We start from the raw sequence: 24,755 nt of genomic DNA, 5'->3' as shown, positions 1-24,755 counted from the left end.
ATATCAGCACTTCGGGTTAGGCCCCTTCTGGGTGGCCACCTTGAGCACCGAGTCGTCGACGCGGGCCTGCGACAGCTCGCCCGCCGACAGCGCCTTCTCCAGCCGGTCCAGCACCGCGGGCACCTCGTCGGTGGTGACCCACAGCGCGACGTCGGCGCCCGCCTGCAGTGCGCGCAGCACCGCGTCGGCGACGCCGTAGCGCTGGTTGATCGCGCCCATGCTGGACAGGTCGTCGCTGTAGACGAGGCCGCCGAAGCCGGGTCCGCCGTAGCCGCCGGATCGCAGCAGGCCGTACGCGGCCGGGCTGAGGGTGGCGGGGTCGGTGCCGGTCAGGCCGGGCACCTGCATGTGGCCGACCATGACGGCGACCGGCGCCTGGGTGGTCAACGTCGCATACGGGATCAGGTCGTCGGTTTTGAGCTCATCGAGCGGCGGGGTGACGACGCCGCCCTCGTGCGAGTCGCCCGACGCGTGGCCGTGCCCGGGGAAGTGCTTGAGCACCGGCAGCACACCGGCGTCGCGCAATCCCTGGGCGTAGGCGCCCGCATACTCGATCACCTGCTGCGGATCCGAGCCGAACGAGCGGTCGCCGATCACCTCTTCATCGGTCTCGGTCGTGACGTCGACGACAGGGGCGAAGTCGATCGTCACCCCGAGCCCGCGCATGGCCTGGCCGCGCTGGAACGCGATACCGCGGACCTGGTCCGGCGTCATGGTCTGTGCGAGCACCCGCGGCGACGGCTGGGGGCCGATCAGGCCGGCGAGGCGCGACACCCGGCCGCCCTCCTCGTCGACGCTGACGGCCAGCGGCAGCGGGTTCGCCGAGTCGGCGATGCCGGCGAGCGGGGCACCCATCATCGACAGGTCGGTCCAGCTGCCGATCATGATGCCGCCGACGTGGTGGTTGTCGACGACGGCGCGCGCGTCGTCGGCGCCGGTGACGCCGACCATCAGCAGCTGGGCCAGTTTGTCGCGAACCGACATGGAAGCGAGCACATCACCGCAGGCCGGTGGTGCGGGCGCGGCGGGCAGCGGGCTGTCCTGCGAGGTGTTGGACTGGGGCGACGCGTCGGGCTTTTCGGTGGTGGTCGAGCACGCCAGCAGCAAGCCGGTCGTCGCCGCGAGAACACCGATTACACGGGGCAGGGCCATGGGGTCATGCTGTCATGGCGCTACCGGACGGTGACGCGTGGGAGATCTCGGGCTCGTCGAGCATGTTAGTTTGGCGAGCATGGACCGGTTTCTGGTGCCCGCTGCGGCAAGCATCGTTGTCGGCCTTCTGCTGGGCGCGGCCGCCATCTTCGGCATCACGCTGATGGTGCAGCAGGACACCAAGCCGCCGGTACAGGCAGGCGATCCGGCGTCAGCCGTGCTGAACCGTGTCGAGTACGGCGACCGCAGCTAGCCTGACGCCAGTTCCTCGCCGTTGGCTGTGGTTGGTCGCGGCGATTTCGCTGGCCCTCACGTTCGCCCAGTCGCCGGGCAAGATCTCGCCAGACACTAAGCTCGACCTGACCGCCAACCCGCTGCGGTTCCTTGCCCGCGCGCTAAACCTGTGGAACAGCGAGCTGCCGTTCGGCCAGACCCAGAACCAGGCCTACGGCTACCTGTTCCCGCACGGCGCGTTCTTCCTTCTCGGCGACGTGCTCGGCCTGCCCGGCTGGGTCACCCAGCGGCTGTGGTGGGCGTTGCTGCTCACCATCGGGTTCTGGGGACTGCTGCGGCTGGCCGAAGCGCTCGGCATCGGATCGCCCGGTTCGCGTGTCATCGCGGCCACCGCCTTCGCGCTGTCGCCGCGCGTGCTGACGACGATCGGCGCGATCTCGTCGGAGACGCTGCCGATGATGCTGGCGCCGTGGGTGCTGCTGCCGGTGGTGCTGGCGCTGCGCGGTTCAGGTGACGTACGGGTGCTCGCCGCGCGGTCGGCGTTGGCGCTCGCGCTCATGGGTGCGGTCAACGCGGTCGCGACGCTGACCGGCTGCCTGCCGGCGCTCATCTGGTGGGCCTGTCACCGGCCGAACCGGCTGTGGCTGCGGTTCACCGCGTGGTGGGCGCTGTGTGCGGTACTGGCCATCGCATGGTGGGTGGTGGCACTCGTCATGCTCGGCCGGGTCAGCCCGCCATTCCTCGACTTCATCGAATCCTCCGGTGTCACAACGCAATGGACCTCGCTGACCGAGGTGCTGCGCGGCACCGACAGCTGGACGCCGTTCGTGGCGCCGAACGCCACCGCCGGGGCGACGCTGGTCACCGGGACCGTCGCGGTACTGGCCACCACGCTTGTGGCCGCCGCGGGACTGGCGGGGCTCGCGATGCGCGGGATGCCTGCCCGCGGTCGGTTGGTGACGATCCTGCTGATCGGCATCACGCTGCTGGCGGCCGGATATGCGGGCGGCCTCGGATCGCCTCTTGCACATGCGGTTCAGACGTTCCTCGACGCCGACGGCACCCCGCTGCGCAACGTGCACAAGCTCGAACCGCTGATCCGGCTGCCACTGGTACTCGGCCTTGCGCACCTGCTCGGCCGCATCCCGCTGCCAGGAGCTGTGCCGCGACGCGAATGGCTGCACGCCTTCGCGCACCCGGAGAACGACAAGCGGGTGGCGGTCGGCATGGTGGTGCTCGTCGCGCTGGCCGCGGGCAGTTCACTGGCGTGGACGGGACGGCTGACACCACCTGGCGCGTTCGACGCGATCCCGCCCTACTGGCACCAGACGGCGGCCTGGCTCGACGAGCACAACACCGGGTCGCCGCCGGGTCGCGTGCTGGTGGCGCCGGGTGCGCCGTTCGCGACGCAGACGTGGGGGTCCAGCCACGATGAACCGCTGCAGGTGCTTGGCGCCGGCCCGTGGGGTGTGCGCGACTCGATTCCGCTGACACCGCCGCAGACCATCCGCGCGCTCGACTCGGTGCAGCGGTTGTTCGCAGCGGGCCGACCGTCGGCCGGACTGGCGGACACCCTCGCCCGACAGGGGATCTCGTATGTCGTCGTGCGAAACGACCTCGACCCGGAGACGTCGCGGTCGGCGCGGCCCGTGCTGGTGCACCGCGCGATCGAGGACTCGAAGGGGCTGACGAAGGTCGCCGAGTTCGGTGCACCGGTCGGCCCTGGCACGCTCTCCGGCTTCATCACCGACAGCGGGCTGCGGCCCAAGTACCCGGCCGTCGAGATCTTTCGTGTCGATGCAGTACGGCTCGGTGGTCCGTATCTCACCGACACCGACGCGATGGCCCGCGTCGACGGCGGTTCCGAGGCGCTGCTGCGCCTCGACGAGCGCCGCAGGCTGAGCAAGCAGCCGCCGCTCGGGCCGATGGTGCTGACCGCCGACGCCCAGCGCGCCGGGCTGCCGACCCCCGTCGTCACCGTCACCGACACCCCACTCGCCCGCGAGACCGACTACGGCCGCGTCGACGACCACTCGTCGGCGATCCGCGCGGAGGGCGACACCCGGCACACGTTCAACCGCGTGCCGGACTATCCCGCGGGTGATGCCCGTACGGTGCACGGCGAGTGGACCGGCGGCCGTATCTCGGTATCGAGCTCCGCGGCGGACTCGACCGCACTGCCCAACGTCGCACCCGCGACCGCCCCGACAGCGGCCATCGACAGCGACTCGTCGACGAGCTGGGTGTCCAACGCGCTGCAGTCCGCCGTCGGGCAGTGGATGCAAATCGATTTCGACCATCCGGTCACGAACGCCACCCTCACCATCACGCCGAGCGCGACGGCCGTCGGCGCCCAGATTCGCCGTATGGAGATCTCCACCGTCAACGGCACCAGTACGCTGCGCTTCGACGAGCCGGGCAAGCCGATCACCGCGGCGCTGCCCTATGGCGAGACCCCATGGGTCCGCATCACCGCCGCAGGCACCGACGACGGGTCGCCCGGCGTCCAGTTCGGCATCACCGACTTCACGGTCACGCAGTACGACGCGTCTGGCTTCGCCCATCCGATCGAGCTGCGCCATACGGTCGCGGTGCCCGGTCCGCCACCGGACTCCGCTGCCGCGCAATGGGATCTTGGTCCCGAGTTGCTCGGCCGCTCCGGCTGCGCCGACGGGCCCGACGGTGTGCACTGTGCGGCGGCGATGGCGTTGGCGCCCGAGGAGCCGGTGAACATGAGCCGGACATTGATGGTGCCGGAGCCGATCTCGGTGAGCTCGAGGGTGTGGGTGCGGCCGCGCCAGGGCCCCAGCCTCGCCGACCTGATCCGGCAGCCGGAGACCGCGACGGCCACCGGAGACTCCGACCCGATCGACGTACTCGGCTCCGTCTACTCCGCGACCGACGGCGACCCTCGCACAGCGTGGACGGCGCCGCAGCGCGTGGTGCAGCACCGCACACCGCCCAACCTGACGGTGAAACTGCCTGCCGCGCAAGAGGTGAGCGCCCTGCGGGTGACACCGAGCGCGTCGACGCTGCCTGCGCATCCCCGGTTGGTCGCGATCGACCTCGGCGACGGCCCGCAGGTGCGTCCGTTGGCCGCCGATGCGGGCGCGCAGACGGTGAAGCTGCGACCGCTGGTCACCGACACGGTCACGGTGTCCATCCTCGACTGGGACGACGTCATCGACCGGACGGCTCTCGGCTTCGACCAACTCAAGCCGCCGGGGCTGGCCGAGGTGACCGCACTCGACGCGCAGGGCCGTCCGATCGCCGCCGCCGACGCCGCGCGCAACAGAGCGCGGACGGTGTCACTGCCGTGCGGCACGGGCCCGGTCATCGCCGTCGCAGGACAGTTCGTGCAGACCAGGATCGACACGACAGTAGGTCAGCTGCTCGACGGCGAGCCCATCGCGGCAACGCCGTGCCGGGCCGGACCGATAGCCTTGCCCGAGGGTCAGCAGGAGTTGATCGTCAGCCCCGGTGCGGCCTTCGTTGCCGACGGCGTGCAACTGACCGGACCGTTGGGCCGTCAATTGCGCAGCGCGCCAACGGTTCCGGTGGAGACAGGCGCCTGGAGACCTGACCACCGCGAGGTGAAGGTCCCCGCGTCGCGAACATCCCGCGTCCTCGTGGTGCCCGAGAGCATCAACCCGGGGTGGACCGCGCGCACCGCCGAAGGCACGACGTTGCACCCGGTGACCGTCAACGGCTGGCAGCAGGGCTGGGTGGTGCCAGAGGGCACGTCGGGGACCGTGACTCTGACGTTCGGCTCCAACGCCGTCTACCGCGCAGGAATCATCGGCGGCCTGGCGCTGCTGCCGATCCTCACGCTGCTGGCCTTGGTACCCGCGCGGCGTCCACCGCCAGTGGCCGAGCCGGCCCGGCCCTGGCAACCCAACACAGTTCTCTGCGGCCTGGCGGTGCTGGCCGCTGGCGGGGTGATCGCCGGTTTCGCGGGCGTCGTCGTGTTCGCCGCGGCCCTCGGTGCCGGTCACCTCCTTCGCCATCGGCCGACGCTGTACGACGCCGTAACGGTGGGCACGAGTGCGGGCGGGCTGATCCTGGCAGGATCGGTGCTGTCGCAGAACCCGTGGCGTTCGGTTGACGGGTACGCCGGACACTTCTGGGTTGTCCAACTGCTGGCGCTGATCTCGGTCGCCGCCCTAGCATCGGCGTCGTGCCGCAACTCAATACCGCGCGAGGCGAAATCGACACCGCAGACCTCGGAGTGACATTGATGCACGAACACGTCTTCGTGCTGTCCCCTGAGATCCACCACAACTATCCCGAGGTCTGGGGCGACGAGGCCAAGCGTGAGGCCGATGCCGTCGCCCGCCTCAACGAACTCGCCTCGCGCGGCGTGACGAGCATCGTCGACCTGACGGTGATCGGGCTCGGCCGCTACATCCCGCGCATCGCGCGCATCGCCGCGCAGACCGACATCAACATCGTCGTGGCCACCGGGGTGTACACCTACAACGACGTGCCGATGTACTTCCACTTCACCGGCCCCGGCACGCTGCTTGACGGCCCCGAGACGATGACCGACATGTTCGTCCGCGATATCACCGAAGGCATCGCGGGCACCGGTGTCAAGGCGGCGATCCTCAAGTGCGCCACCGACGAACCGGGCGTCACCCCCGGTGTCGAACGGGTGCTGCGGGCGGTGGCGCAGGCGCACCGCCAGACCGGTGTGCCGATCTCGACGCACACCCACGCCGCCACTCGCCGCGGGCTCGAGCAACAGCGGATCTTCGAAGAAGCGGGTGTCGACCTGTCGCGCGTCGTGATCGGGCACTGCGGCGACACCACCGACATCGACTACCTGGAAGAGCTCGTCGGCAACGGCTCCTACATCGGCATGGACCGCTTCGGGCTGGACACCTTCCTCGACAGCGAGCAGCGGGTGAACACGGTGGCGACGATGTGCGAACGCGGCCATTCCGACAAGATGGTGCTTTCGCACGACGCGTCGTGCTTCATGGACTGGCTGCCTGAGGAACTGGTTCCGGTCGCGATGCCGAACTGGCACTACCTGCACATCTCCGACGATGTGCTGCCCGCGCTGAGAGAACGCGGCGTGACCGACGAACAGATCCACACGATGATGGTGGACAACCCGCGCGACATCTTCGCCAACCAGGGCGGCTACTGACGTGCCCGACGACACGGCGCCGATCGGCACGCAGGTCGCCGCGCTGGCCACCCAAGATCCCGACGCGCCCGCGGTCACCTGCTCCGGTCAGACCCTGACCCGCCGCGAGCTCGACCTGTCAACGAACCGGCTCGCGAGGGCGTTCGCCGAACGCGGGGTGGGCGTCGGCGACTACGTGACCATCGTGCTGCCCAACTCGATTCAGTGGGCGCAGTCGGTGCTGGCCGCGTGGAAACTCGGCGCGACGCCGCAGCCGCTGTCGGCGCGGCTGCCCGACGCGGAGTTCGAAGCTCTGCTGGACCTGCGGTCGCAGGCGCTGATCGTCGGACGCGACGACCCGCGCGGTAGAACCGCCAGTGTGCCCGTCGGTTTCACGCCGGATCCGGCGCTGTCCGACGACCCGCTTCCCGAAATGGTGTCACCGGTGTGGAAGTCGATGGCGTCGGGCGGCAGCACCGGCAGGCCCAAGTTGATCGAGGCGGGCGGCGACAGCCGGTTTCCCCCGGGAGCCGGGTACCCGCTGGGCGCTGAAGACAACGATGTCAACCTCATCTCGGTGCCGCTGAGCCACAACACCGGATTCTCCACCTTTGGGATCGGACTGGTGCAGGGCCATCACCTTGTGCTGATGCCGCGTTTCGATCCGCACGAGTTCCTGTCGCTCGTCACCGAACACAAGGTCACTTTTCTGGCGACGGTGCCGACGATCATGCAGCGTCTGCTCCCCGTCTACCGGGCCAACCCCGATGCCTATGACCTGTCGTCGATCCGGCGGTTCTGGCATCTGGCCGCGCCGTGCCCGCCCGCGATCAAGCAGGCCTGGATCGACCTCGTGGGCCCAGAAGCCGTGTGGGAACTCTACGGCGGCACCGAACTTCAGGCGCTGACGTTCATCTCGGGCGATCAGTGGCTGACCCATCCCGGGTCGGTGGGCGTTGTCGTCGCCGGTGAGATGAAAGTCCTCGACGATGACGGCAACGAATGCCCGCCCGGCGTCACGGGGGAGATCTACATGCGGCCCGCGCCCGGCAGCCCGCCGACCTACCGCTACATCGGATCGAAGGCCAAGAGCCGCGACGGCTGGGATTCACTCGGCGATCTCGGCTACTTCGACGCCGAGGGCTTCCTCTACCTCAACGACCGCCGCGTCGACATGTTCACCGTCGGCGGCCGCAACGTCTACCCCGCCGAGATCGAGTCCGCGCTGAGCGCACACCCCGGGGTGCTTACCTGCTTGGTCGTCGGCGTTCCCGACGAGGATCTCGGCCAGGTGCCCTACGCGGTCGTCCAGTCCGACGGGCTCGACGAGGCCGCCGTCGTCGACTTCCTGCGCGAGCGCATCGCCGGCTACAAGGTGCCGCGCGCCGTCGAGTTCACCGACACGCCGCTGCGCGACGATGCGGGCAAGGCGCGGCGGTCGGCGGTGCGCGACGAGATCCTCGCTCGGTTGGCCGGGGCGCACTCCTGACCGCAGTGGCTACGGCAGATCGAGCGTGACGCCGGGTGACTGCGCGGACTCGTGCAGTTCGATCTTGTTCGCAATGAGACCGAACGGCACGTCGAACAGCAGGTAGACAAGCGACTGGCTACCGGGCTGTATCACCACCGAGGTGTGGCCGGGGAACTCCGCGTTCATCGTCTCGGTATCCGGCGACAGCGTCTGCCCTCCCGGTTCCTTCAGCTTCTGGTCATCGGCTGCGAACGTCTGTGCGGTGTCGCCTTCATTTCTGACCGTCAGTGGTATCCGCACCCAGGTTCCCTGAGGCGCGCGACTGTGGTCGGGGTCCACCCAATCGCGTTCGACACGGTCGAGCGTGAACGCGAGATTGCCGTCCTTGGTGCCCGAGGACGGCTCGGCTGATGCCGACGGCGAAGCCGGCGTCTGGGCGGTGCCCTCTTCTGTCCCTCCCGAGCTGCAGGCGGCGATACCCGCTGCGGTGAGGACCGCCGCGCACACGGTGGCGATACGGGCTCTGAAAATTTTGCTCTCCCCTCCGCTGCCCGACCACGCTTCTCCTGCGATACGAGCAGCATTGCAGGTCAACGGCGGGCGCGTCTTAACAATCAGCAAAGATTAGAGCCGTCCACATGGGTTGCGGGTCGAGGTCAGCCGACCCGTTCGACCGCGACCGCGCTGTCCAGCGGCGGAGCGGGTGCTGCGGGGCTGCTGCGGCGGTATTCCCAGCACCGCAACGCAACCCGGCACGGCGACTCGACCAGCGCGTAACTGACCGCCGCGATCGCGAAGCCGATCACCACCGTCAGCACGAGTACGACCGGCATGTGCCCGTTGAATGCGAACTCGCCGATGATCGGGAACACCATCCACAGCGCGGCCAGGTGCCAGATGAAAAGCCCGTAGGACCATCGGCCCAACGTCACCATCGTCGCGTTGCCGAGGATGCGGTGCGGGGTGTCCGGCGCGTCGAGCACGAGCGGTGCGAGCAGCGCACCGGCGACCACCGCGCCCATCGCGACCTTGACGATGAACTGCTGCGCGGTGCCCGGTGTGAGGCCCTCCGGGCCCGCGATCGGCGACGCCGCGATGCAGAAGGCCACCAGCGCGACGGCCGCCATCAGGATCCGCTTCCTGGCCAACCGGTGCGCCAGACAGACCGGTGTCACCGTCAACTCGGCCAGCAGCATGCCTGCGACGAACCACGCCGAGAACGCAGGCGGCCAGTTCACCGAGCTGACCCCAACCGGGGTGGCGAACGGAATGAGCGCCCACCCGAGGCTCAGCAGCCCCGCAGCGGCCAGCGCGGGAATGCGGGCCTTCACCGGCACCCTGCGAACCAGCAGCGCGATGACGGGCAGTGCGACATAGAAGCTCACCTCGACGGCCAGGCTCCACATCTGCGTCAATCCGGCCGTCAGCGTCAGGGGGACGTAGATCTGGGTGAGCGTCAGGTTCGCCAGCCAGACCGTGAGATCGGCCTTCACGTCGGGCAGCAGCGTCAGGATCACCACGACCGCAACCAGGTAGGCGGGCATGATGCGGACAAGGCGGGAGCGGAGATAGTGCCCGGTCGCGGGCACGGGGCGAAGGCCGCGCGCCGCCGCGGCGTGGCCGCGCCACAGCAGGAAGCCAGACAACGCGAAGAACACCGCGACCGCCAGGTCGAAGCGGCCGAACAGCCGCCCGACCACTCCGCCGGTGTGCCCGGTCTGAAATGCCACGTGGGTGACGACGACCCCGACGGCAGCGCAGGCACGCATGCCCTCGACGGGCGGCAGGAATCCGCGCGTGCCGCCAACGCCCTCGGAGCGCGCTTCGGAACCGGACACAGCGACCAGTGTGCAATACGGCAGGGCCGGTAAGCCGTCGTGGTAAACGATGGCCTTAGTTTGTGCTGTTAGGGTCGCTTCCCATTGGGGCAGCCCAAACCGACGGAGCCGGACGCCGGCGACATGGAGCACGGGAGGAACGGTTTGAACCGCGCAGTGGCGTTGCGGATCGCGGCGTGCGGAATCTTGGGGCTCGGTGCTGCCCTGTTGATCGCCGCGCTGCTGCTCACGACCTACACCAAGAGCAAGATCACGAAGATCCCGTTGGACCTGGACGCCACCCTGGTCAGCGACGGCACCGGAACGGCCTTCGACCCCGCGTCGCTTTCCGCCCCGAAGTTCGAGATCGGCAAGAACAGACCGGTGAGCCAGCAGCAGCAGGTCAGTGTCGAGGCGCCGTCCAACGCCGACGTCGTCACCCTCCAGGTCGGCACGACGCTGCGTCGCACCGACAAACAACAGGACAACGGCCTTCTGCTGGCCCTCGTCGACACCGTCACCGTCGACCGCAAGACCGCGATGGCGGTCTCCAGTGAGAGCAATCCCGGTGGTGCAGTGCAGAAGCCGCGCACGATCGAGGACGACCAGCCGCCGACCAACATCGCACTGCCGCACGAGGGGCTTGCCTACCGCTTCCCGTTCGATACGGAGAAGAAGACGTACCCCTTCTTCGACCCGATCGCCCAGAAAGCCTTCGATGCCAACTACGACGGCGAGGAAGACGTCAACGGGCTGACGACCTACCGGTTCACGCAGAACGTCGGCTACGACGCCGACGGCAAGCTCGTCGAACCGGTCAAGTACGCGTCGCTGTACGACGACGACGAGGACAGCCAGGTGTCCGCGACCGCGGGCATGTGGGGCCTGCCCGGCGATCCCGAAGAGCGGATCACCATGACCCGCTTCTACGCCGCCCAGCGCACCTTCTGGGTCGATCCGGTGTCGGGCACCATCGTCAGGTCCAAGGAACGGGCCAACCAGTACTACGCGCGTGAGGCCCTGCGGCCCGAGGTCACGTTCGTCGACTACACCGTCACCTCCACCGAGCAGACGGTGGAGTCGCAGGTCGCCACCGCACGCGACGAGCGGGACCGGGTCGCGCTGTGGGGTCGCATCCTGCCGATCACGTTCACCGCCATCGGGCTGGTCTCGCTGGTCGGCGGCGCGCTGCTGGGATCGTTCAGCCTGCGTGCGGAGTCCACTCTGATCGACCCCGGCCTCGACGAGGCCGATCACGGTTTCTTCGACACCCAGGGCATCAAGGTGCCCGGCGCGGAGGCGAAGACCGAGAAGATGCAGTTGCCGACGCAGCGGCCCAGACAGCCACCGGACCGATAAGCCGTTTCCTGACGAGGTTCTGGGCGCCGGCCTATGCGCTGGCGCTCGCTCTTGTGGTGACCGGCCCGTTGCTGGCGCCCGGCTATCTCCTGTTACGCGACGCCGTTTCCACTCCGCGTTCGTATCTGTCCGATGCGGCACTTGGCCTTTCGGCCGCTGCCCCGCGGGCCCTTCCCCAGGACTTCGCAGTCGCGTTGGCGTCGCACGTCGTCGACGGCGGTGTCGTGGTGAAGATGCTGCTCGTCGCCGGGCTGTGCCTCGCGGGCTGGGGCGCCGCACGGTTGGCGGCTCGTGTTCTGCCCGATGCCGGTGTGCCGGGTCAATTTCTCGCCGCGACGCTCGCGGTGTGGAATCCCTATGTCGGCGAACGGCTTCTGCAGGGGCACTGGAGCCTGCTGGTCGGGTACGGGTGTCTGCCGTGGGTGGCGGCGACCGTGCTGGCGATGCGCGCGGGTAAAGGCGCGCTGTGGGCCGAGATCTGCGCGCTGGCGTTCTGGACGGCGCTGGCCGGGCTGACGCCGACGGGGCTGATGCTGGCCGCGGCCGTCGCGGTGGTGACGGCATCCGCGCCGGGTTCGGGTCGGTCACGGCTTCTGTGCGCGGGCGTCGGGCTCGGTGCGGCGATCCTGGCGGCCCTGCCGTGGCTGACGGCCGCGCTGGCCGCAGAGTCCTTGTCGTCGTCACAGGCCGAGGGCGTGTCCGCGTTCGCGGCGCGGGCCGAACCGGGCCTCGCCACGCTGGGGAGCCTTGCCAGCCTGGGCGGTATCTGGAACTCCGACGCTGTACCATCCTCGCGGACAACGCTTTTCGCAGTCATCGCCGCGGTCGTGCTGCTGGGTGTGGTGGCCGCGGGTCTACCGGTCGTCATCCGCACACCCGCCGCGGTTCCGCTACTGGCGCTGGCCGCGGCCGCCGTCGTGGTTCCCGCGCTGATGGCGACGACGCCCGGACTCGCTGCCGTCGAGTCGATGGTGCGGGCGCTGCCGGGGCTCGGTGTGCTCCGCGATGCGCAGAAGTGGGTGGCGTTGGCGGTGCCGGGCTACACGCTGGCCGCTGCCGCGACCGTGCTGACATTGCGGCGGTGGCTGCCCGCCGTCGCCGCGGCGGCCGTCTGCAGTCTGGCCCTGATCGCGACGCTGCCCGATCTGGCGTGGGGGGTCGGCGGCAAGGTGGTCGCCGTGCAGTACCCGGCCGGCTGGGCCACGGCCGCGGCGACGATCAACGACGATCCGCGTCCCGTGGCGGTGCGGCCGCCGGGCAGCATGCGGATCTTCTCGTGGGCAGGCGATGCGCCGGTGCTCGATCCGCTTCCGCGCTGGGTCACCGCCGATGTGTTGACGACCGGCGACCTGACGATCTCGGGCCGTGTGGTGCCCGGCGAGGGCGGGCGCGCACGCGAGGTCGAACGGCTGCTGGCGACGGGCGCCGACCGCGACGAGTTGGCCCGCGCCGGCGTGGGGTGGCTGGTCACTGAGACGGCAGGCGAGCTGACGGTGACGCGGATCGGCGGCGATCACCCGGCTGCGCCGCACCGGGCGTTGATGCTTGTCATGCATGGTTTATGGCTGACGATGCTGGCTGTCGGCGGCGTCGGTGCGCTCGTCGCGCTGGTCCGTCGCCGACTGGGGTAGTGGACTACGCTAGTGACCCACTTCACACCGAAGAAGCATGGTTTCCATGACTGCGTCGAGTGTGTTGGAAGCCGACCTGCCGACCGTGGAGTACGAGGAAGCGACGACTCCCGACGAGGCGCACCGGAATCTCCGCAAGGCCCTCGAGCAGGGCCCGATAGCGATGGGGGCGCACGGCCCCGAAATTCTGCGCTACCAGCTCGTGCGCGAGACACTGCGCGACGCCCGGTTCCAGGTGCCGCGAGGCCTCGGGCTGGAGACGCAGGGCATCACGTCGGGACCGCTGTGGCACCGCGCGAGCACGTCGCTGCTGGCCATGAACGGGGACGACCACACCCGGTTGCGCAGGCTCGTGTCGAAGGCGTTCACGCCGCGGTCGGTCAACCGGCTCGACGGCATCATCGCCGACGTCATCAATGAGCTGATCGATTCACTGGGCGCCGACGGACGGTGCGAGGCGGTCGCCGAGATCGCGCGGCCGTATCCGGTGCCGATCATCTCGGCGCTGCTGGGTGCCCCGCGCGAAGACTGGCGACAGTTCTCCGACTGGGCCGACGACTTCTTCAAGCTGTTCAGCTGGAACGTCGCCGAGTACGAGAACGACATCCTGACCGCGTGGGCAGAGCTCGACGACTACATCGACGACATGGTGGCGCACAGGCGCGAATCCCTCACCGAGGACCTGATTTCGGAGATGATCCGGGCCGAGGACGACGGCGACCGCTTGTCGATCGGCGAGCTGCGGATGCTGGCCGCCGGAATCCTGATGGCAGGCACGGACACCACCCGCAACCAGGTGGCCGCCGCTCTGGAGGTGTTCTGCGACTATCCCGAGCAGTGGGCGCTGCTCGGCGAGCGTCCGGAGCTGGCGATGAAGGCCGTCGAAGAGGTCATGCGTTTCAGCCCGGTGATTTTCGGTGCGATGCGGATGACGACCGAGGACGTCGAGATCGGCGGCGTGACGATCCCTGCGGCCACGTTCGTCATGTGCAACACGGCAGCCGCCAACCACGACGCCGACGTGTTCGTCGAGCCGGAGCGTTTCGACATCACGCGCGAGGACGCGCCGCCGATGCAGACGTTCGGCGCGGGCGCGCACTACTGCCTCGGTGCGAACCTCGCCCGGCGTGAGATCGCCACGGCGTTGTCGACGATGGCAAGCCGCATGCCCAACCTGCGTCGCGACGGCATCGCGCAGTGGAAGCCGATGGTCGGAATCAGCGGCCCGGCAACGCTTCCCATCGCCTTCGACGCCTGACCCTTTACGCCCAAACCAACGATCGGGCGGCAAAGTGCGAGAAGATCGCGCCATTTCGTCGATCTCGGCGCGTGTCGGACCGCCGGAGCACGATGCGATCCATGGGGGAAGTATTTCTTGGTAGAGAAGCACTGGCCGACGGCCTGTCCCGGCACGACTTGCGGCGTTGGTATCGGCCGATGTTCCGGGGCGTTCACAGTCCGATATGGTCGACGCCGTCGCTACACGACAGGACGACAGGGGCGTGGCTCACATCGAACCGGGACGGCGTCATCGCCGGTGTCGCCGCATCGGCCCTGCACGGCGCCGACTGGGTCGACGGCAACCATCCGATCGAAATCCTGGTCGACGAGAGACGCCGCCAACCCGGTCTCGTCGTGCGGATGGATCGCATCGCCGACGACGAGGTCGTCACTGTTGCCGGGCTGCCGGTGACGACTCCTGCGCGCACCGCCTTCGACATGGGCCGATACCAGAAGCGGTCGATGGCCCTCGGCCGGCTCGATGCGTTGATGCGCGCGGCACCCTTCACAGCGGAAGACGTGGCCATGCTCATGTCGCGATACGGTCCGGTTCGGGGGGTCCGGCAGCTGCGCGAGCTTCTTTCGATGGTCGATCCCGGCGCCGCATCGCTGAAGGAGAGTTGGCTGCGATTGCTGTTGATCGACAACGGCTTTCCGATTCCCGAAACCCAGATTCCGGTGTTCGACGGCGCCGAACCGTTCGCTTTCCTCGACATGGGATGGCATGAGCTTCACCTGGCGGTCGAGTACGACGGTGAGCAACATCGGACCGATCGCCCCCAGTACGTCAAGGATGCCAGGCGTATTCCGAAGATCGAACGGCTCGGTTGGCAGGTCATCCGGGTGCTCAACGAGGACCGTCCGAGCGAAATCCTCGCGCGCGTGTACGAGGCTTGGCTTCGCCGGGGCGGCGCTGAGATCGACAAAATGGCGGCGTTTACTCGCACTTTTCCGCCCGATCGTTGGTTTGGGCGCAACGGGAATGCCGCTTAGGCGGATGCCGGGACGACGCCGCTGACGCGGTCGCCCGCCAGCATCGATTCCAGCACGTCTCGCATCGCCTCGGCGCTCTGGCGCCACGAGAACTCGGCGCTGCGGGCCTGCGCCTTGCCGCCCAGCTGGTCGCGCAGGACGGGGTCGGTCAGCAGCCGCTCGATGCCCGCGACCATCTCGGCGTGGTCGTCGACGAGCAGACCGGTGACGCCGTCGACGACCGAGTCGGTCAACCCGCCGGAGTACCGGTAGCCGACGGTCGGCACCCCGTGCTGGGCGGCCTCGGTGACCGCGAGGCCCCAGCCCTCCTTGCGCGATGGCAACACGTGCAGCCAGCACCGTTGCAGCACTTCGTGTTTGGCGTTGTCGTCGACGTGGCCATGAAAGGTCACCGCGTCCGAAACGCCGAGCGCCCGCGCGTGGTCGACGAGCCGGTCGCGCCACCAGCCGCCACCGACGATGTCGAGGTGCAGGCCGCTGATCCGCGGCCGCAGCTCGGCGACGGCGGTCAGCGCGTCCTCGATCTGCTTGTGCGGCACCAGCCTGCTCAGCACGGCGACACGCGGATGATCTGCACGGGGCAGTTCGAGCGTCGCCGCAGGCGCCTCGTCGAGCCCGTTGCGCACCACCGCGATACGCGCTGCGTCCACACCGAGGTCGGTCAGGTCCCGCGCCGACGGCAGCGACACCGTCACGTACTGGTTGCGCCGGTGCAGCCACGGCGAAAGCCGTGACTCGACGAACCAGCCGAACCGACCCTTCAGCCGGCCGGCCACCGGCCACAGTTCGCGGTGGCAGTGGTGCACCAGCACGACGACGCGGCGGCCGTAGGCGAGCCGGGCAAGGAACGGCAGCCCGTTCTGGGTGTCGATGACCACGTCCGGGCGAGCCTTGCGCAGCGGGCCGAGACCGATGCGGGCCGCCACCATCGCCAGTCCCGCCCAGATGTAGATCGAGTTGGTGCCGCCTGCGCGGTTGATCTTCACCCCGTCGACGGTTTCGTTGCGCGGGGCACCGGCATAGCGGGCCGTCCGCAGCGTCACATCAATCCCGGAGGCGGCCAATTGCGCACCGATGCGCTGCAGATAGGCCTCGCTGCCGCCGCCCTGCGGATGGCCGGTATCGCGCCAGCACAACAGCAGCACGGAGCGAACGGCACGGTTGGACATCCGTGCCAGCGTAACCGCTGCGTATGGTTCGCCTTGATGTCGTCTCCTCACGCAAGCGGCCGTCGAAAATGACCGCCACCGACGTCTTCGCCAGGCGCGCGACACTGTCGCGGTCGGTTCGGCTGCTGTCGCAGTTCCGCTTCGAGCAGTCCGACCCGGCCCGGTTCTACGGCGCACTGGCTCGAGACACCGCGGCGATGGTCGGCGATCTGTGGCAGGCGACCCGCGGCGAGGCTGGCACCGGCCGGACCCTGCTCGACGTCGGAGGCGGCCCAGGCTATTTCGCGGCGGCCTTCGAAGACGCTGGGTTCACCTACATCGGTGTGGAACCGGACGCCAGAGAAATTCATGCGATGCACGCCGGGCCTGCTGGCGCCGGCTCGGCCAGATACGTCCGCGCCTCAGGGACGGCGCTGCCGTTCGCCGACGCCAGCGTCGACATCTGCCTGTCGTCCAATGTCGCAGAGCATGTTCGGGAGCCGTGGCGGCTGGCCAGGGAGATGCTGCGGGTCACAAGGCCAGGCGGGCTGGTCGTGCTGTCGTACACGGTGTGGCTCGGCCCGTTCGGCGGGCATGAGATGGGGCTGACGCACTATCTCGGCGGCGCACGGGCGGCGGAGCGCTACGCGCGCAAACACGGCCACCGGGCCAAGAATGACTACGGTTCGTCGTTGTTCGCGGTGTCGGCCGCCGCCGGGCTCGACTTCGGCTCAAGCACCGGCGCGCTGGTGGCCGCATTTCCGCGCTACCACCCGCGATGGGCCTGGTGGATGACCCGCGTACCGGTTCTGCGGGAATTCCTGGTGAGCAATCTGGTGCTGGTGCTGCGGCCGCGATGACCGGCCGAACTGCAACAGGTTCTCGTTTCGTCGTTCGATGGGTAATGTGACGTCCATGACACAAAGCACGGCTTTCAAGACCGAGTGGGACAAGCTGTTCATCGGCGGGAAGTGGGCCGAGCCCGCGACCGCCGAGGTCATCGAGGTGCATTCGCCTGCCACCGGTGAGCTCGTCGGCAAGGTTCCGCTGGCGAGCGCGGCCGATGTCGACGCCGCGTGCGCGGCCGCACGCAAGGCATTCGACGAAGGCCCGTGGCCGCAGATGTCGCCGGAGGAGCGCGGGGCGGTGCTCGCCGCGGCGGTCAAGATCATGGAAGAGCGCGCCGACGAGCTGAAGTTCCTGCTCGCCGCCGAGACGGGCCAGCCGCCGACGATCGTCGACATGATGCAGTACGGCGCGGCGATGTCGGCGTTCCAGTACTACGCTGCCGCGGCTGACAAGTTCACCTGGCGCGACTTCCGCCAGGGTGTCTACGGCGAGACGATGGTGCTGCGCGAGCCGATCGGCGTCGTCGCCGCCGTCACCGCGTGGAACGTGCCGTTCTTCCTGGCTGCCAACAAACTGGGCCCAGCGCTGATCGCGGGCTGCACGATCGTGGTCAAGCCGGCCGCCGAGACGCCGCTTTCGCTGTTCGCGATGGCCGAGATGTTCGCCGAGGCGGGCCTCCCCGAGGGCGTGCTGTCGGTGGTGCCAGGCGGTCCGGAGACCGGCCGCGCGCTGACCGCCAATCCCGAGATCGACAAGTTCACGTTCACCGGCAGCAGCGCGGTGGGCAAGGAGATCGGCAAGATCGCGGCCGAGAAGCTGAAGCCGTGTTCGCTCGAGCTGGGCGGCAAGTCAGCGGCGATCATCCTCGAGGACGCCGATCTCGACTCGACGCTGCCGATGCTGGTGTTCTCCGGGTTGATGAACTGCGGGCAGGCATGCGTGGGGCAGACCCGCATCCTCGCGCCGCGGTCGCGCTACGACGAGGTCGTCGAGAAGCTGTCGGGCGCCGTGGCGGCCATGCCGATCGGTCTGCCCGACGATGCCGGGGCGATGATCGGCCCGCTGATCTCCGAGAAGCAGCGCGAGCGTGTCGAGGGCTACATCAAGAAGGGTGTCGAAGAGGGTGCGCGGCTGGTCACCGGCGGCGGCCGGCCCGAGGGCCTCGACGACGGATGGTTCGTTCAGCCGACGGTTTTCGCCGATGTCGACAACTCGATGACCATCGCCCAGGAAGAGATCTTCGGCCCCGTGCTCGCGGTCATCCCCTATGACACCGAGGACGACGCGGTGCGCATCGCCAACGACTCGGTCTACGGCCTGGCCGGCAGCGTGTACACCACCGACAACGACAAGGCGATGAAGATCGCGTCGAAGATCCGCACCGGCACCTACGCGGTGAACATGTACGCGTTCGATCCGGGCGCGCCGTTCGGCGGCTACAAGAACTCGGGCATCGGCCGCGAGAACGGACCGGAGGGTATCGAGCAGTACACGCAGGCCAAGAGCGTGCTGCTGCCGTTTGGCTATAAGCCCGAGTAGTCGTCGCGAACGATGTTCCGATCGTCGACGCGATTCTCTTGTAATGCGGTTTCTCCGAGAGGACCATCAGTGAGGTAACTGATTGCACCTGGGGGTGCAGTATGAATCTCAAGAAAATCGTTGCCGTAGCCGCGACCTCATTGATGGTCGGTTTCGCCGGCCTCGGCCTGGGCGCGGGAGTGGCCGACGCCAAACCACACGGGCCTAAAATCCCGGGGATACCCGGACCCGGAAAGGGGCATTGGGGTCCCGACTGGGACCTCGGTGGCCGGAACTGGGGTGGTGGAGTCGATTGGGTCGACGTGAACGTCGGGAACTGGATTCCGCCGTGGTGGTATTTCATCCCGCCGCCGCCTCCCCCGCCGCCGCCGTGTTATCCGGGGTATCCGTGCCCGCCGCCGTATCCGCCGCCTTATCCGGGGTACTGAGGCGACATTTCGAGACTGCGGTTTTTCGAGGACTTTCGACTAATTTTTGTCACGAACCGCAGTGTCGACGGGCTAGAACAGCACCCGCACGATGGTCTCGGCCACCGCGGCCGGCTTGTTGGACCCGTCGAGTTCGATGGTGTTCTTCACTGTCAGGTTGACGGTGTTGTCGTCGACCTTGGCGGCGTCGATGAGCTCGGAGCGCGCCCGGATCCGCCCGCCCGACGGCACCGCGGCGATGAACCGCACCTTGTTCGACCCGTAGTTGATCGCCATCTTGGCGTTGTCGACGCGGTAGTTGTCCTTGGTGAGCGCCGGGATCATCGACAGCGTCAGGAAGCCGTGCGCAATCGTCTGCCCGTAGGGGCTTTCGGTCTTGGCGCGTTCGGCGTCGATGTGGATCCACTGGTGATCGCCTGTCGCATCGGCGAACGTGTTGATGCGGTCCTGGTCGATCTCCTGCCATTCGCCGACGCCGAGTTCCTGGCCCACCGAAGCGACGGCATCGTCGATCGACGTGATCACCTTCATCAGAATGCTTCCTCTCGTAAATCCATGACCGTCAGATCCACACCCTCGACGATCGTGCGGTCGGCGGTCAACCGCGGCAACACGTTACGCGCGAAGAATTTCGCCGCCGCCACCTTGCCCTGATAGAACGGGCGGTCGCGCTCCGACACCTCGCCGTCAGATGCGGTCAGCGCGATCTCCGCGTGCTCGAGCAGCAGCCAGCCGATCAACAGATCTCCGACCGCAAGCAGGAACGCCACCGACTGCAGGCCGAGCCGGTACAGTTCGCGGGCGTTGTCCTGGGCGCCCATCAGATATCCGGTCAGTGTGGCCGCCATCGCCTGCGCGTCGGCGAGCGCCTTTGCCAGCAGCATGCGGCTGTCGGCAAGTTCCGGTCTGCCGTTCTCCTTGTCGAGGAATTTCTGGATCTGCGCGACGACGTGGCCCAACGCCACACCCTGATCGCGGGCGATCTTGCGGAAGAAGAAGTCCTGCGCCTGAATCGCGGTCGTGCCCTCGTAGAGGCTGTCGATCTTCGCGTCGCGGATGTACTGCTCGATCGGGTAGTCCTGCAGGAAGCCTGACCCACCGAACGTCTGCAGCGACTCGGTGAGGCACTGGTAGGCCCGCTCGGACCCGACTCCCTTGACGATCGGCAGCAGCAGATCGTTGACCCGCTCGGCCATCTCGGCGTTCGCCCCCGACACGATCTGCGCCACCGAGACGTCTTGGTGCGCAGCGGTGTACAGATACAGCGCCCGCAGGCCCTCGGCATAGGCCTTCTGCGTCATCAGCGCGCGCCGCACATCGGGGTGATGAATGATGGTGACCCGCGGCGCCGTCTTGTCCGTCATCTGCGTCATATCGGCGCCCTGAATTCTGGTCTTCGCATACTCCAGTGCATTCAGATAGCCGGTCGACAGTGTCGCGATCGCCTTGGTGCCGACCATCATTCGGGCGTACTCGATGATCTTGAACATCTTGGCGATGCCGTTGTGGCTGTCACCGACCAGCCATCCGACAGCGGGCACCCCGTGCTGGCCGAACGTCAGCTCGCAGGTCGCCGACGCCTTCAGGCCCATCTTGTGCTCGAGACCGGTGACGAATACGCCGTTGCGTTCGCCCGGTTCGCCGCTCTCGAGGTCGGGCAGGAACTTCGGAACGAAAAACAGGCTCAGCCCCTTCGTTCCCGGTCCTGCCCCTTCGGGTCGGGCGAGCACCAAGTGCATGATGTTCTCGAACACGTCGTCGGTGTCGCCGTTGGTGATGAACCGTTTGACGCCGTCGATGTGCCAGGTGCCGTCGGGTTGCTCGACCGCCTTCGTTCGGCCCGCGCCGACGTCCGAGCCCGCGTCGGGTTCGGTGAGCACCATCGTCGCGGCCCAATTGCGTTCTACGGCACGCGATGCCAGATGCCGCTGCTGCTCGTTGCCGATGTTATAGAGGATGTCGGCCATGATCGGTCCCGCCATATACAGGAAGACCGGCGGGTTGGCGCCGAGCGGCAGTTCGTTGATCGCCCACGCGAGCATGGCGGGTGCGGGCACGCCGTCGAGCCCCTCGTCGAGCCCGATCCGGAACCACTCGCCCTCACGCCAGGCGTTCAGTGACTTCTTGAACGACTCAGGCAACGACACCGTGTGCGTCTGCGGATCGAAGGTCGGCGGCTTGCGATCGGACGCCGCGAACGACTCCGCGATCGGTCCTTCCGCCAGCTTCGACGCCTCCGCGAGCATCTGGCGCACCGACTCGCCGTCGAGATCGCCGAACTCTCCCGTCGCCAACGCCTTCTCGAGGGCAAGCACCTCGAAGAGGTTGAACTCGAGATCGCGCATATTGCTCTTGTAGTGGCCCATGGCTAGCCCTTCTCGCCGCGACTGCGCCGAGCGTAACCCGACCTAGCAGCCTGCGAACCGCGCTTCGCGACGCTCGATGAAGGACTGCACGCCCTCAGCGGCGTCCGCGGTGCCGAACAGGCGGGTGACCTCGGATCGCAGCCGATCGATCGCCGCCGCGTCACCGTCGGCGCGGGCCAGGTGCGCCGACGACAGCACCGCGGCAACAGCGAGCGGGGCGGCGCGCTCGGCGATGGTGTGCGCGATGGCGCGCGCGGTGGCCTGCGCCTCCGCCGCGTCGGCGGCGACCTCCTGAAGGAGCCCGATGCGCATCGCCTCGTCGGCGTCGAACTCGTCGCCGGTCAGCAGGTATCGCATGGCGTTGCCCCAGCCGGCCTGCTGTGGCAGTCGGATGGTGGCCCCGCCCAACGGGTAGATCCCGCGACGCACCTCCATCTGCGTGAATCGGGTGTCGGCGGCCGCCACCCGGATGTCGGCCGCGAGCAGCAGTTCGATGCCAAGGGTCATGCACCAGCCGTGCGCCGCGGCCACGATGGGTTTGGTCCACGCGCCGTCCAACCGCCACGGATCGCGCCCGTCGTCGGGGAACGGCAGTTCGCCGCTGGCGATGTTAGGGCCGACGTCGGCGAGGTCGAGGCCGGTCGTGAAATGGTCGCCGTGGGCGAACAGAACGCCCGCGCGCAGCGTCTCGTCGGACTCCAGCAGCCCGTATGCGCGGGAGAGGTCGGCGAGCATCGCCAGGTTGAAGGAGTTGCGTTTCTCGGGGCGGTTCAGGCCGATGGCCAGGACGTGGCCGTCGCGTTCCACAGTGACCGTGTCGAGGATCAGGGCGGTTGCAGTCATCTCCGGAGTCAACCGCTTTCGGCAGGATTATGCAATACACCATAATATTGCTCAGTCCGCCTCGAACCCCTGACCTGCGACTCAGCAGCTGTTTAACGTGCGTTTACCCAGTTCACCGCGGTGCGATCGCGGTTTGGGAATTGCACACGTGTCTGATCGTTTCTATGCTCATAGACATAATTCGGGGAGGCGGCAACGGCGCCGCTCACCAGGAGGAGGCACATGATGTGGGTCATCGAGATCAACTTCGTCGGCCGCAGGTTCACCCATCGTGTGTTCGACCGCCGGCGACCGCTCTACCGTCTGGCCACCCGCACTGCGGGATGGCGTCCAGCGCAGCTGCGCAACGAGCAGGCTGCGTAGAGGGCCCACCAGACAGTGCAGGCCACCAGATCTCGAACCAAACGGGGTTCGACGCGCAGCAAGATGCTGATCGCAGCCGCCGAGGTGATGCGCGAGCGCGGCGCCGCGGGCGTGACCATCGACGAAGTGCTCGCGCGCAGCGGCGCACCACGCGGCTCCGTGTACTACCACTTTCCCGAGGGCCGCAACCAGATCCTTGCCGAGGCATTGGTGTGGGCCGGGGACGCGATCGCCGACAGCATCGACGCCGCCGCCGAGAAAGGCGCGCTGTCCCTCGTCCGCGGCTTCACCGCGTTCTGGGAGCGCACGCTGCAGGAGAGTGATTTCGGCGCAGGCTGCCCCGTCGTCGCCGCGGCGATCGGCTGCGCAAGCGACGAGGCCGGGTTGGCCCGCATCGCCAGCACTATCTTCGGCCGCTGGCGCGACGCGCTCACCCGTGCTTTCGTCGCCGACGACTTCGATGCCGCCGAGGCCGAATCGCTCGCCGTCACCTGCATCGCCTCACTGGAGGGCGCCGTGGTGTTGTGCCGCTCCATCCGCAACGCCGAGCCGCTGCGTCAGGTGGCGAGCCAGATGGAATTCCTGATCAAGTCACGGGAATTCGTTCGTCGCAACGGCCTGCCGACCGTCGATCGCTAACCCCTTCGCCAACGGGCACAGACGAAATCGCCGTTGACGCCCGATTCGATCAGCTGCCATTCGGTGTGCAGCGGCAGCAGCCGCCCGCCCGTGCCGAGCGTGCACGGCGCATAGCTGACGATCATCTCGTCGATCAACCCGGCGTTCGCGAACTGCGCAGTGGTTTCTCCGCCACCCACCACCCAGACGTCCTGGTAGCCCGCCGCCTGCACCAGCAAGGGGTGCAACGCGGTCACGTCGCCCTGGTAGGCCGTGACCGAATCACCTGCCCGCACGATGTCCGAGCGGTGCGTCAGCACCCACGTCGGTTGCTTGTAATGCCATTCGGAGTCGTTGGCGAGAATCCACTCGTATGTCGTCGCACCCATCACCACCGCGCCGACCGAATCCTCGAACGCACGGTAGCCGAACGGGCCGTCGGCGTCGATGTTGCGGGACAGCAACCAGTGCAAGCTGTTTCGGTCGTCGACGATGTAGCCGTCGATGCTCGATGCCGTGTAGTAGACCGTCGCCATGTCAGTTGCCTCTCATCCAGTCGAGCGGGTCACCGTTTCGGGTTTCCACGCCGTGCCGCGCGAGCATGGCGCGGGCCAGTTGTCTGCGGTGCGCGGAATACGTCAACACGTGCGCGACGATGCCGTAGAGCTGAAACGACTCAGGTGGATCACACAGCGCGTCGATGATGGTGTCACCGAGCCTGCCCTCGGCGGTGTACTCGGATACCATCGCGCCCCAACGGGTTCCGAGGTCTTCATGATGGACGGCCAGTTGCGCCGCCGTCGTCGAATCCGGTTGCGTGGATTCCCGACTCGGGAAGTCACGGCCCTCGATGGTGGCCAACCAGACCTCCTTCGTCCAGACCGTGGCGCCGAGCACCGCGCCGACGCTCGGCTCCGGACCGTCCCAGTCGAGGATGACCTGGCCCGGCGAGATGTCCTGTAACCACTGATCTTTCGTCAGTTCAGACGCCTTGGCGATCAGATAGGCCGTGTCGGCGATGTCATGCCTCACCATCAGCTGCGAGATGTCGGGCTCCTTCGTGTCGCCGTCACTGTCGAGCCACAGCGACTGGGGTGGATGGAAGTGCAGGCCGTTGGGTGCGGGCAGCCGGAACTCGATGTCGGCGGCCCGCGACGGTGGCACCCCGTACGTGCGGCGAAACGCCCTGGAGAACACCTCCGACGACGACCAGCCTTCGTCGGCGGCCACCCTCGCCACCCGCTCCCCGCCGTGCAGTCGCCACGCCGCGCGCTCGAGCATGATGCGCCGCCGCAAGGCCGCGGGCGACTCGCCGGTCAGCCTGCGAACCTCACGCGAGAAGTGGAATTCCGACGCGAAGCTGCTGCGGGCCATCTCCCCGACAGCGCTGTTGTCGGCGTCGACGACCGCGTCGAGCAGTTCGCGAAGGCGGTCGCGACCGGCAGGGTCTGTCACGCTCACCGAGTATGGTCCGCCGTTGCCGTGTTGGGCATGACAATTTCTGCTGCATCCCGCTGCGCCGCGCCTGG

At 68.0% G+C, this 24,755-nt stretch carries 22 protein-coding genes; 13 read left to right on the top strand and 9 right to left on the bottom strand.

Translation table 11 applies throughout. The annotated features are described in order from the left end of the window. Positions 1-3 precede the first annotated feature (3 nt). Positions 4-1,152: a glycoside hydrolase family 3 N-terminal domain-containing protein gene (locus tag C6A82_RS01130; RefSeq protein ID WP_105348435.1), complete on the bottom strand. Its 1,149-nt coding sequence runs from the start codon at positions 1,150-1,152 to the stop codon at positions 4-6. Positions 1,153-1,231: 79 nt separating this feature from the next. Here C6A82_RS01130 and C6A82_RS01125 point away from each other — a divergent pair, with 79 nt between their 5' ends. From C6A82_RS01125 to C6A82_RS01110, 4 genes are read left to right on the top strand one after another with little or no spacing between them, the layout of a single operon-like run. Then, complete coding sequence (locus tag C6A82_RS01125; RefSeq protein WP_105348436.1) at positions 1,232-1,405, top strand: DUF2613 domain-containing protein; 174 nt, start codon at positions 1,232-1,234, stop codon at positions 1,403-1,405. A gap of 1 nt (position 1,406) precedes the next feature. Then, a complete protein-coding gene (locus C6A82_RS01120; RefSeq protein ID WP_199193939.1) occupies positions 1,407-5,618 on the top strand; it encodes a DUF3367 domain-containing protein in 4,212 nt (1,403 codons plus the stop codon). Continuing rightward, a complete protein-coding gene (locus C6A82_RS01115; RefSeq protein WP_105348439.1) occupies positions 5,564-6,541 on the top strand; it encodes a phosphotriesterase in 978 nt (325 codons plus the stop codon). The genes C6A82_RS01120 and C6A82_RS01115 overlap by 55 nt, the downstream gene beginning before the upstream one ends. A gap of 1 nt (position 6,542) precedes the next feature. Beyond that, a complete protein-coding gene (locus C6A82_RS01110) occupies positions 6,543-8,009 on the top strand; it encodes an AMP-binding protein (RefSeq protein WP_105348441.1) in 1,467 nt (488 codons plus the stop codon). Positions 8,010-8,018: 9 nt separating this feature from the next. Here C6A82_RS01110 and C6A82_RS01105 read toward each other — a convergent pair whose 3' ends face one another. Both C6A82_RS01105 and C6A82_RS01100 read right to left on the bottom strand, forming a co-directional pair. After that, complete coding sequence (locus C6A82_RS01105; RefSeq protein WP_158261666.1) at positions 8,019-8,498, bottom strand: DUF4352 domain-containing protein; 480 nt, start codon at positions 8,496-8,498, stop codon at positions 8,019-8,021. Positions 8,499-8,647: 149 nt separating this feature from the next. Beyond that, on the bottom strand, positions 8,648-9,760 hold the full coding sequence (locus C6A82_RS01100; RefSeq protein ID WP_105348454.1) for an acyltransferase: 1,113 nt from the start codon (positions 9,758-9,760) through the stop codon (positions 8,648-8,650). 213 nt (positions 9,761-9,973) lie between these two features. Here C6A82_RS01100 and C6A82_RS01095 point away from each other — a divergent pair, with 213 nt between their 5' ends. From C6A82_RS01095 to C6A82_RS01080, 4 genes are all read left to right on the top strand, one after another. Next, entirely contained in the window at positions 9,974-11,167 is a 1,194-nt protein-coding gene (locus C6A82_RS01095; protein ID WP_105348455.1) for a DUF3068 domain-containing protein, read from the top strand. A 56-nt stretch (positions 11,168-11,223) separates the two neighbouring features. Beyond that, a complete protein-coding gene (locus C6A82_RS01090; protein WP_233217132.1) occupies positions 11,224-12,798 on the top strand; it encodes a hypothetical protein in 1,575 nt (524 codons plus the stop codon). 46 nt (positions 12,799-12,844) lie between these two features. Then, the gene (locus C6A82_RS01085) at positions 12,845-14,056 is read left to right on the top strand and encodes a cytochrome P450 (RefSeq protein ID WP_233217133.1); all 1,212 of its coding nucleotides are present in this window, start codon (positions 12,845-12,847) and stop codon (positions 14,054-14,056) included. 92 nt (positions 14,057-14,148) lie between these two features. Next, the gene (locus tag C6A82_RS01080; RefSeq protein ID WP_233217134.1) at positions 14,149-15,072 is read left to right on the top strand and encodes a DUF559 domain-containing protein; all 924 of its coding nucleotides are present in this window, start codon (positions 14,149-14,151) and stop codon (positions 15,070-15,072) included. Here the strand turns inward: C6A82_RS01080 and C6A82_RS01075 are convergent. After that, the gene (locus tag C6A82_RS01075) at positions 15,069-16,241 is read right to left on the bottom strand and encodes a glycosyltransferase family 4 protein (protein WP_105348444.1); all 1,173 of its coding nucleotides are present in this window, start codon (positions 16,239-16,241) and stop codon (positions 15,069-15,071) included. The genes C6A82_RS01080 and C6A82_RS01075 overlap by 4 nt on opposite strands. A 68-nt stretch (positions 16,242-16,309) precedes the next feature. Between C6A82_RS01075 and C6A82_RS01070 the strand changes: the two genes are divergently transcribed. The 3 genes from C6A82_RS01070 (at position 16,310) to C6A82_RS01060 (ending at position 19,036) form a co-directional block, all read left to right on the top strand. Then, complete coding sequence (locus tag C6A82_RS01070) at positions 16,310-17,080, top strand: class I SAM-dependent methyltransferase (RefSeq protein WP_105348445.1); 771 nt, start codon at positions 16,310-16,312, stop codon at positions 17,078-17,080. A 55-nt stretch (positions 17,081-17,135) separates the two neighbouring features. Further along, positions 17,136-18,608 carry an aldehyde dehydrogenase gene (locus tag C6A82_RS01065; protein WP_105348446.1) on the top strand — a complete coding sequence of 491 codons (1,473 nt, stop codon included), beginning with the start codon at positions 17,136-17,138 and terminating at the stop codon, positions 18,606-18,608. Between the two features lie 101 nt (positions 18,609-18,709). Further along, positions 18,710-19,036, top strand: coding sequence for a hypothetical protein (locus C6A82_RS01060; RefSeq protein WP_199193937.1), 327 nt, complete (start codon positions 18,710-18,712; stop codon positions 19,034-19,036). A 72-nt stretch (positions 19,037-19,108) separates the two neighbouring features. On the opposite strand, the gene C6A82_RS01055 is transcribed toward C6A82_RS01060, so the two are convergent. From C6A82_RS01055 to C6A82_RS01045, 3 genes are read right to left on the bottom strand one after another with little or no spacing between them, the layout of a single operon-like run. Next, the gene (locus C6A82_RS01055; RefSeq protein WP_105348447.1) at positions 19,109-19,567 is read right to left on the bottom strand and encodes a MaoC family dehydratase; all 459 of its coding nucleotides are present in this window, start codon (positions 19,565-19,567) and stop codon (positions 19,109-19,111) included. Beyond that, on the bottom strand, positions 19,567-21,402 hold the full coding sequence (locus tag C6A82_RS01050; RefSeq protein WP_105348448.1) for an acyl-CoA dehydrogenase: 1,836 nt from the start codon (positions 21,400-21,402) through the stop codon (positions 19,567-19,569). The genes C6A82_RS01055 and C6A82_RS01050 overlap by 1 nt, the downstream gene beginning before the upstream one ends. A gap of 42 nt (positions 21,403-21,444) precedes the next feature. Then, the gene (locus C6A82_RS01045) at positions 21,445-22,245 is read right to left on the bottom strand and encodes a crotonase/enoyl-CoA hydratase family protein (protein ID WP_105348449.1); all 801 of its coding nucleotides are present in this window, start codon (positions 22,243-22,245) and stop codon (positions 21,445-21,447) included. Positions 22,246-22,467: 222 nt separating this feature from the next. Between C6A82_RS01045 and C6A82_RS01040 the strand changes: the two genes are divergently transcribed. Both C6A82_RS01040 and C6A82_RS01035 read left to right on the top strand, forming a co-directional pair. Continuing rightward, complete coding sequence (locus C6A82_RS01040; RefSeq protein WP_158261667.1) at positions 22,468-22,608, top strand: hypothetical protein; 141 nt, start codon at positions 22,468-22,470, stop codon at positions 22,606-22,608. 63 nt (positions 22,609-22,671) lie between these two features. Beyond that, on the top strand, positions 22,672-23,247 hold the full coding sequence (locus tag C6A82_RS01035) for a TetR/AcrR family transcriptional regulator (protein ID WP_105348450.1): 576 nt from the start codon (positions 22,672-22,674) through the stop codon (positions 23,245-23,247). On the opposite strand, the gene C6A82_RS01030 is transcribed toward C6A82_RS01035, so the two are convergent. Both C6A82_RS01030 and C6A82_RS01025 read right to left on the bottom strand, forming a co-directional pair. Further along, positions 23,244-23,762 (bottom strand): dihydrofolate reductase family protein, encoded by a 519-nt coding sequence (locus tag C6A82_RS01030; protein WP_105348451.1) that lies wholly within the window; start codon positions 23,760-23,762, stop codon positions 23,244-23,246. The two genes, C6A82_RS01035 and C6A82_RS01030, sit on opposite strands and share 4 nt — an antisense overlap. A gap of 1 nt (position 23,763) precedes the next feature. Then, positions 23,764-24,681, bottom strand: coding sequence for a helix-turn-helix domain-containing protein (locus C6A82_RS01025; RefSeq protein ID WP_105348460.1), 918 nt, complete (start codon positions 24,679-24,681; stop codon positions 23,764-23,766). Between the last annotated feature and the right edge of the window lie 74 nt (positions 24,682-24,755).

Source organism: Mycobacterium sp. ITM-2016-00318, assembly GCF_002968285.2.
Lineage (GTDB): Bacteria > Actinomycetota > Actinomycetes > Mycobacteriales > Mycobacteriaceae > Mycobacterium.
The sequence above is the reverse complement of the archived record's forward strand: the minus strand, read 5'-3'. Positions and strand labels throughout refer to the sequence as shown.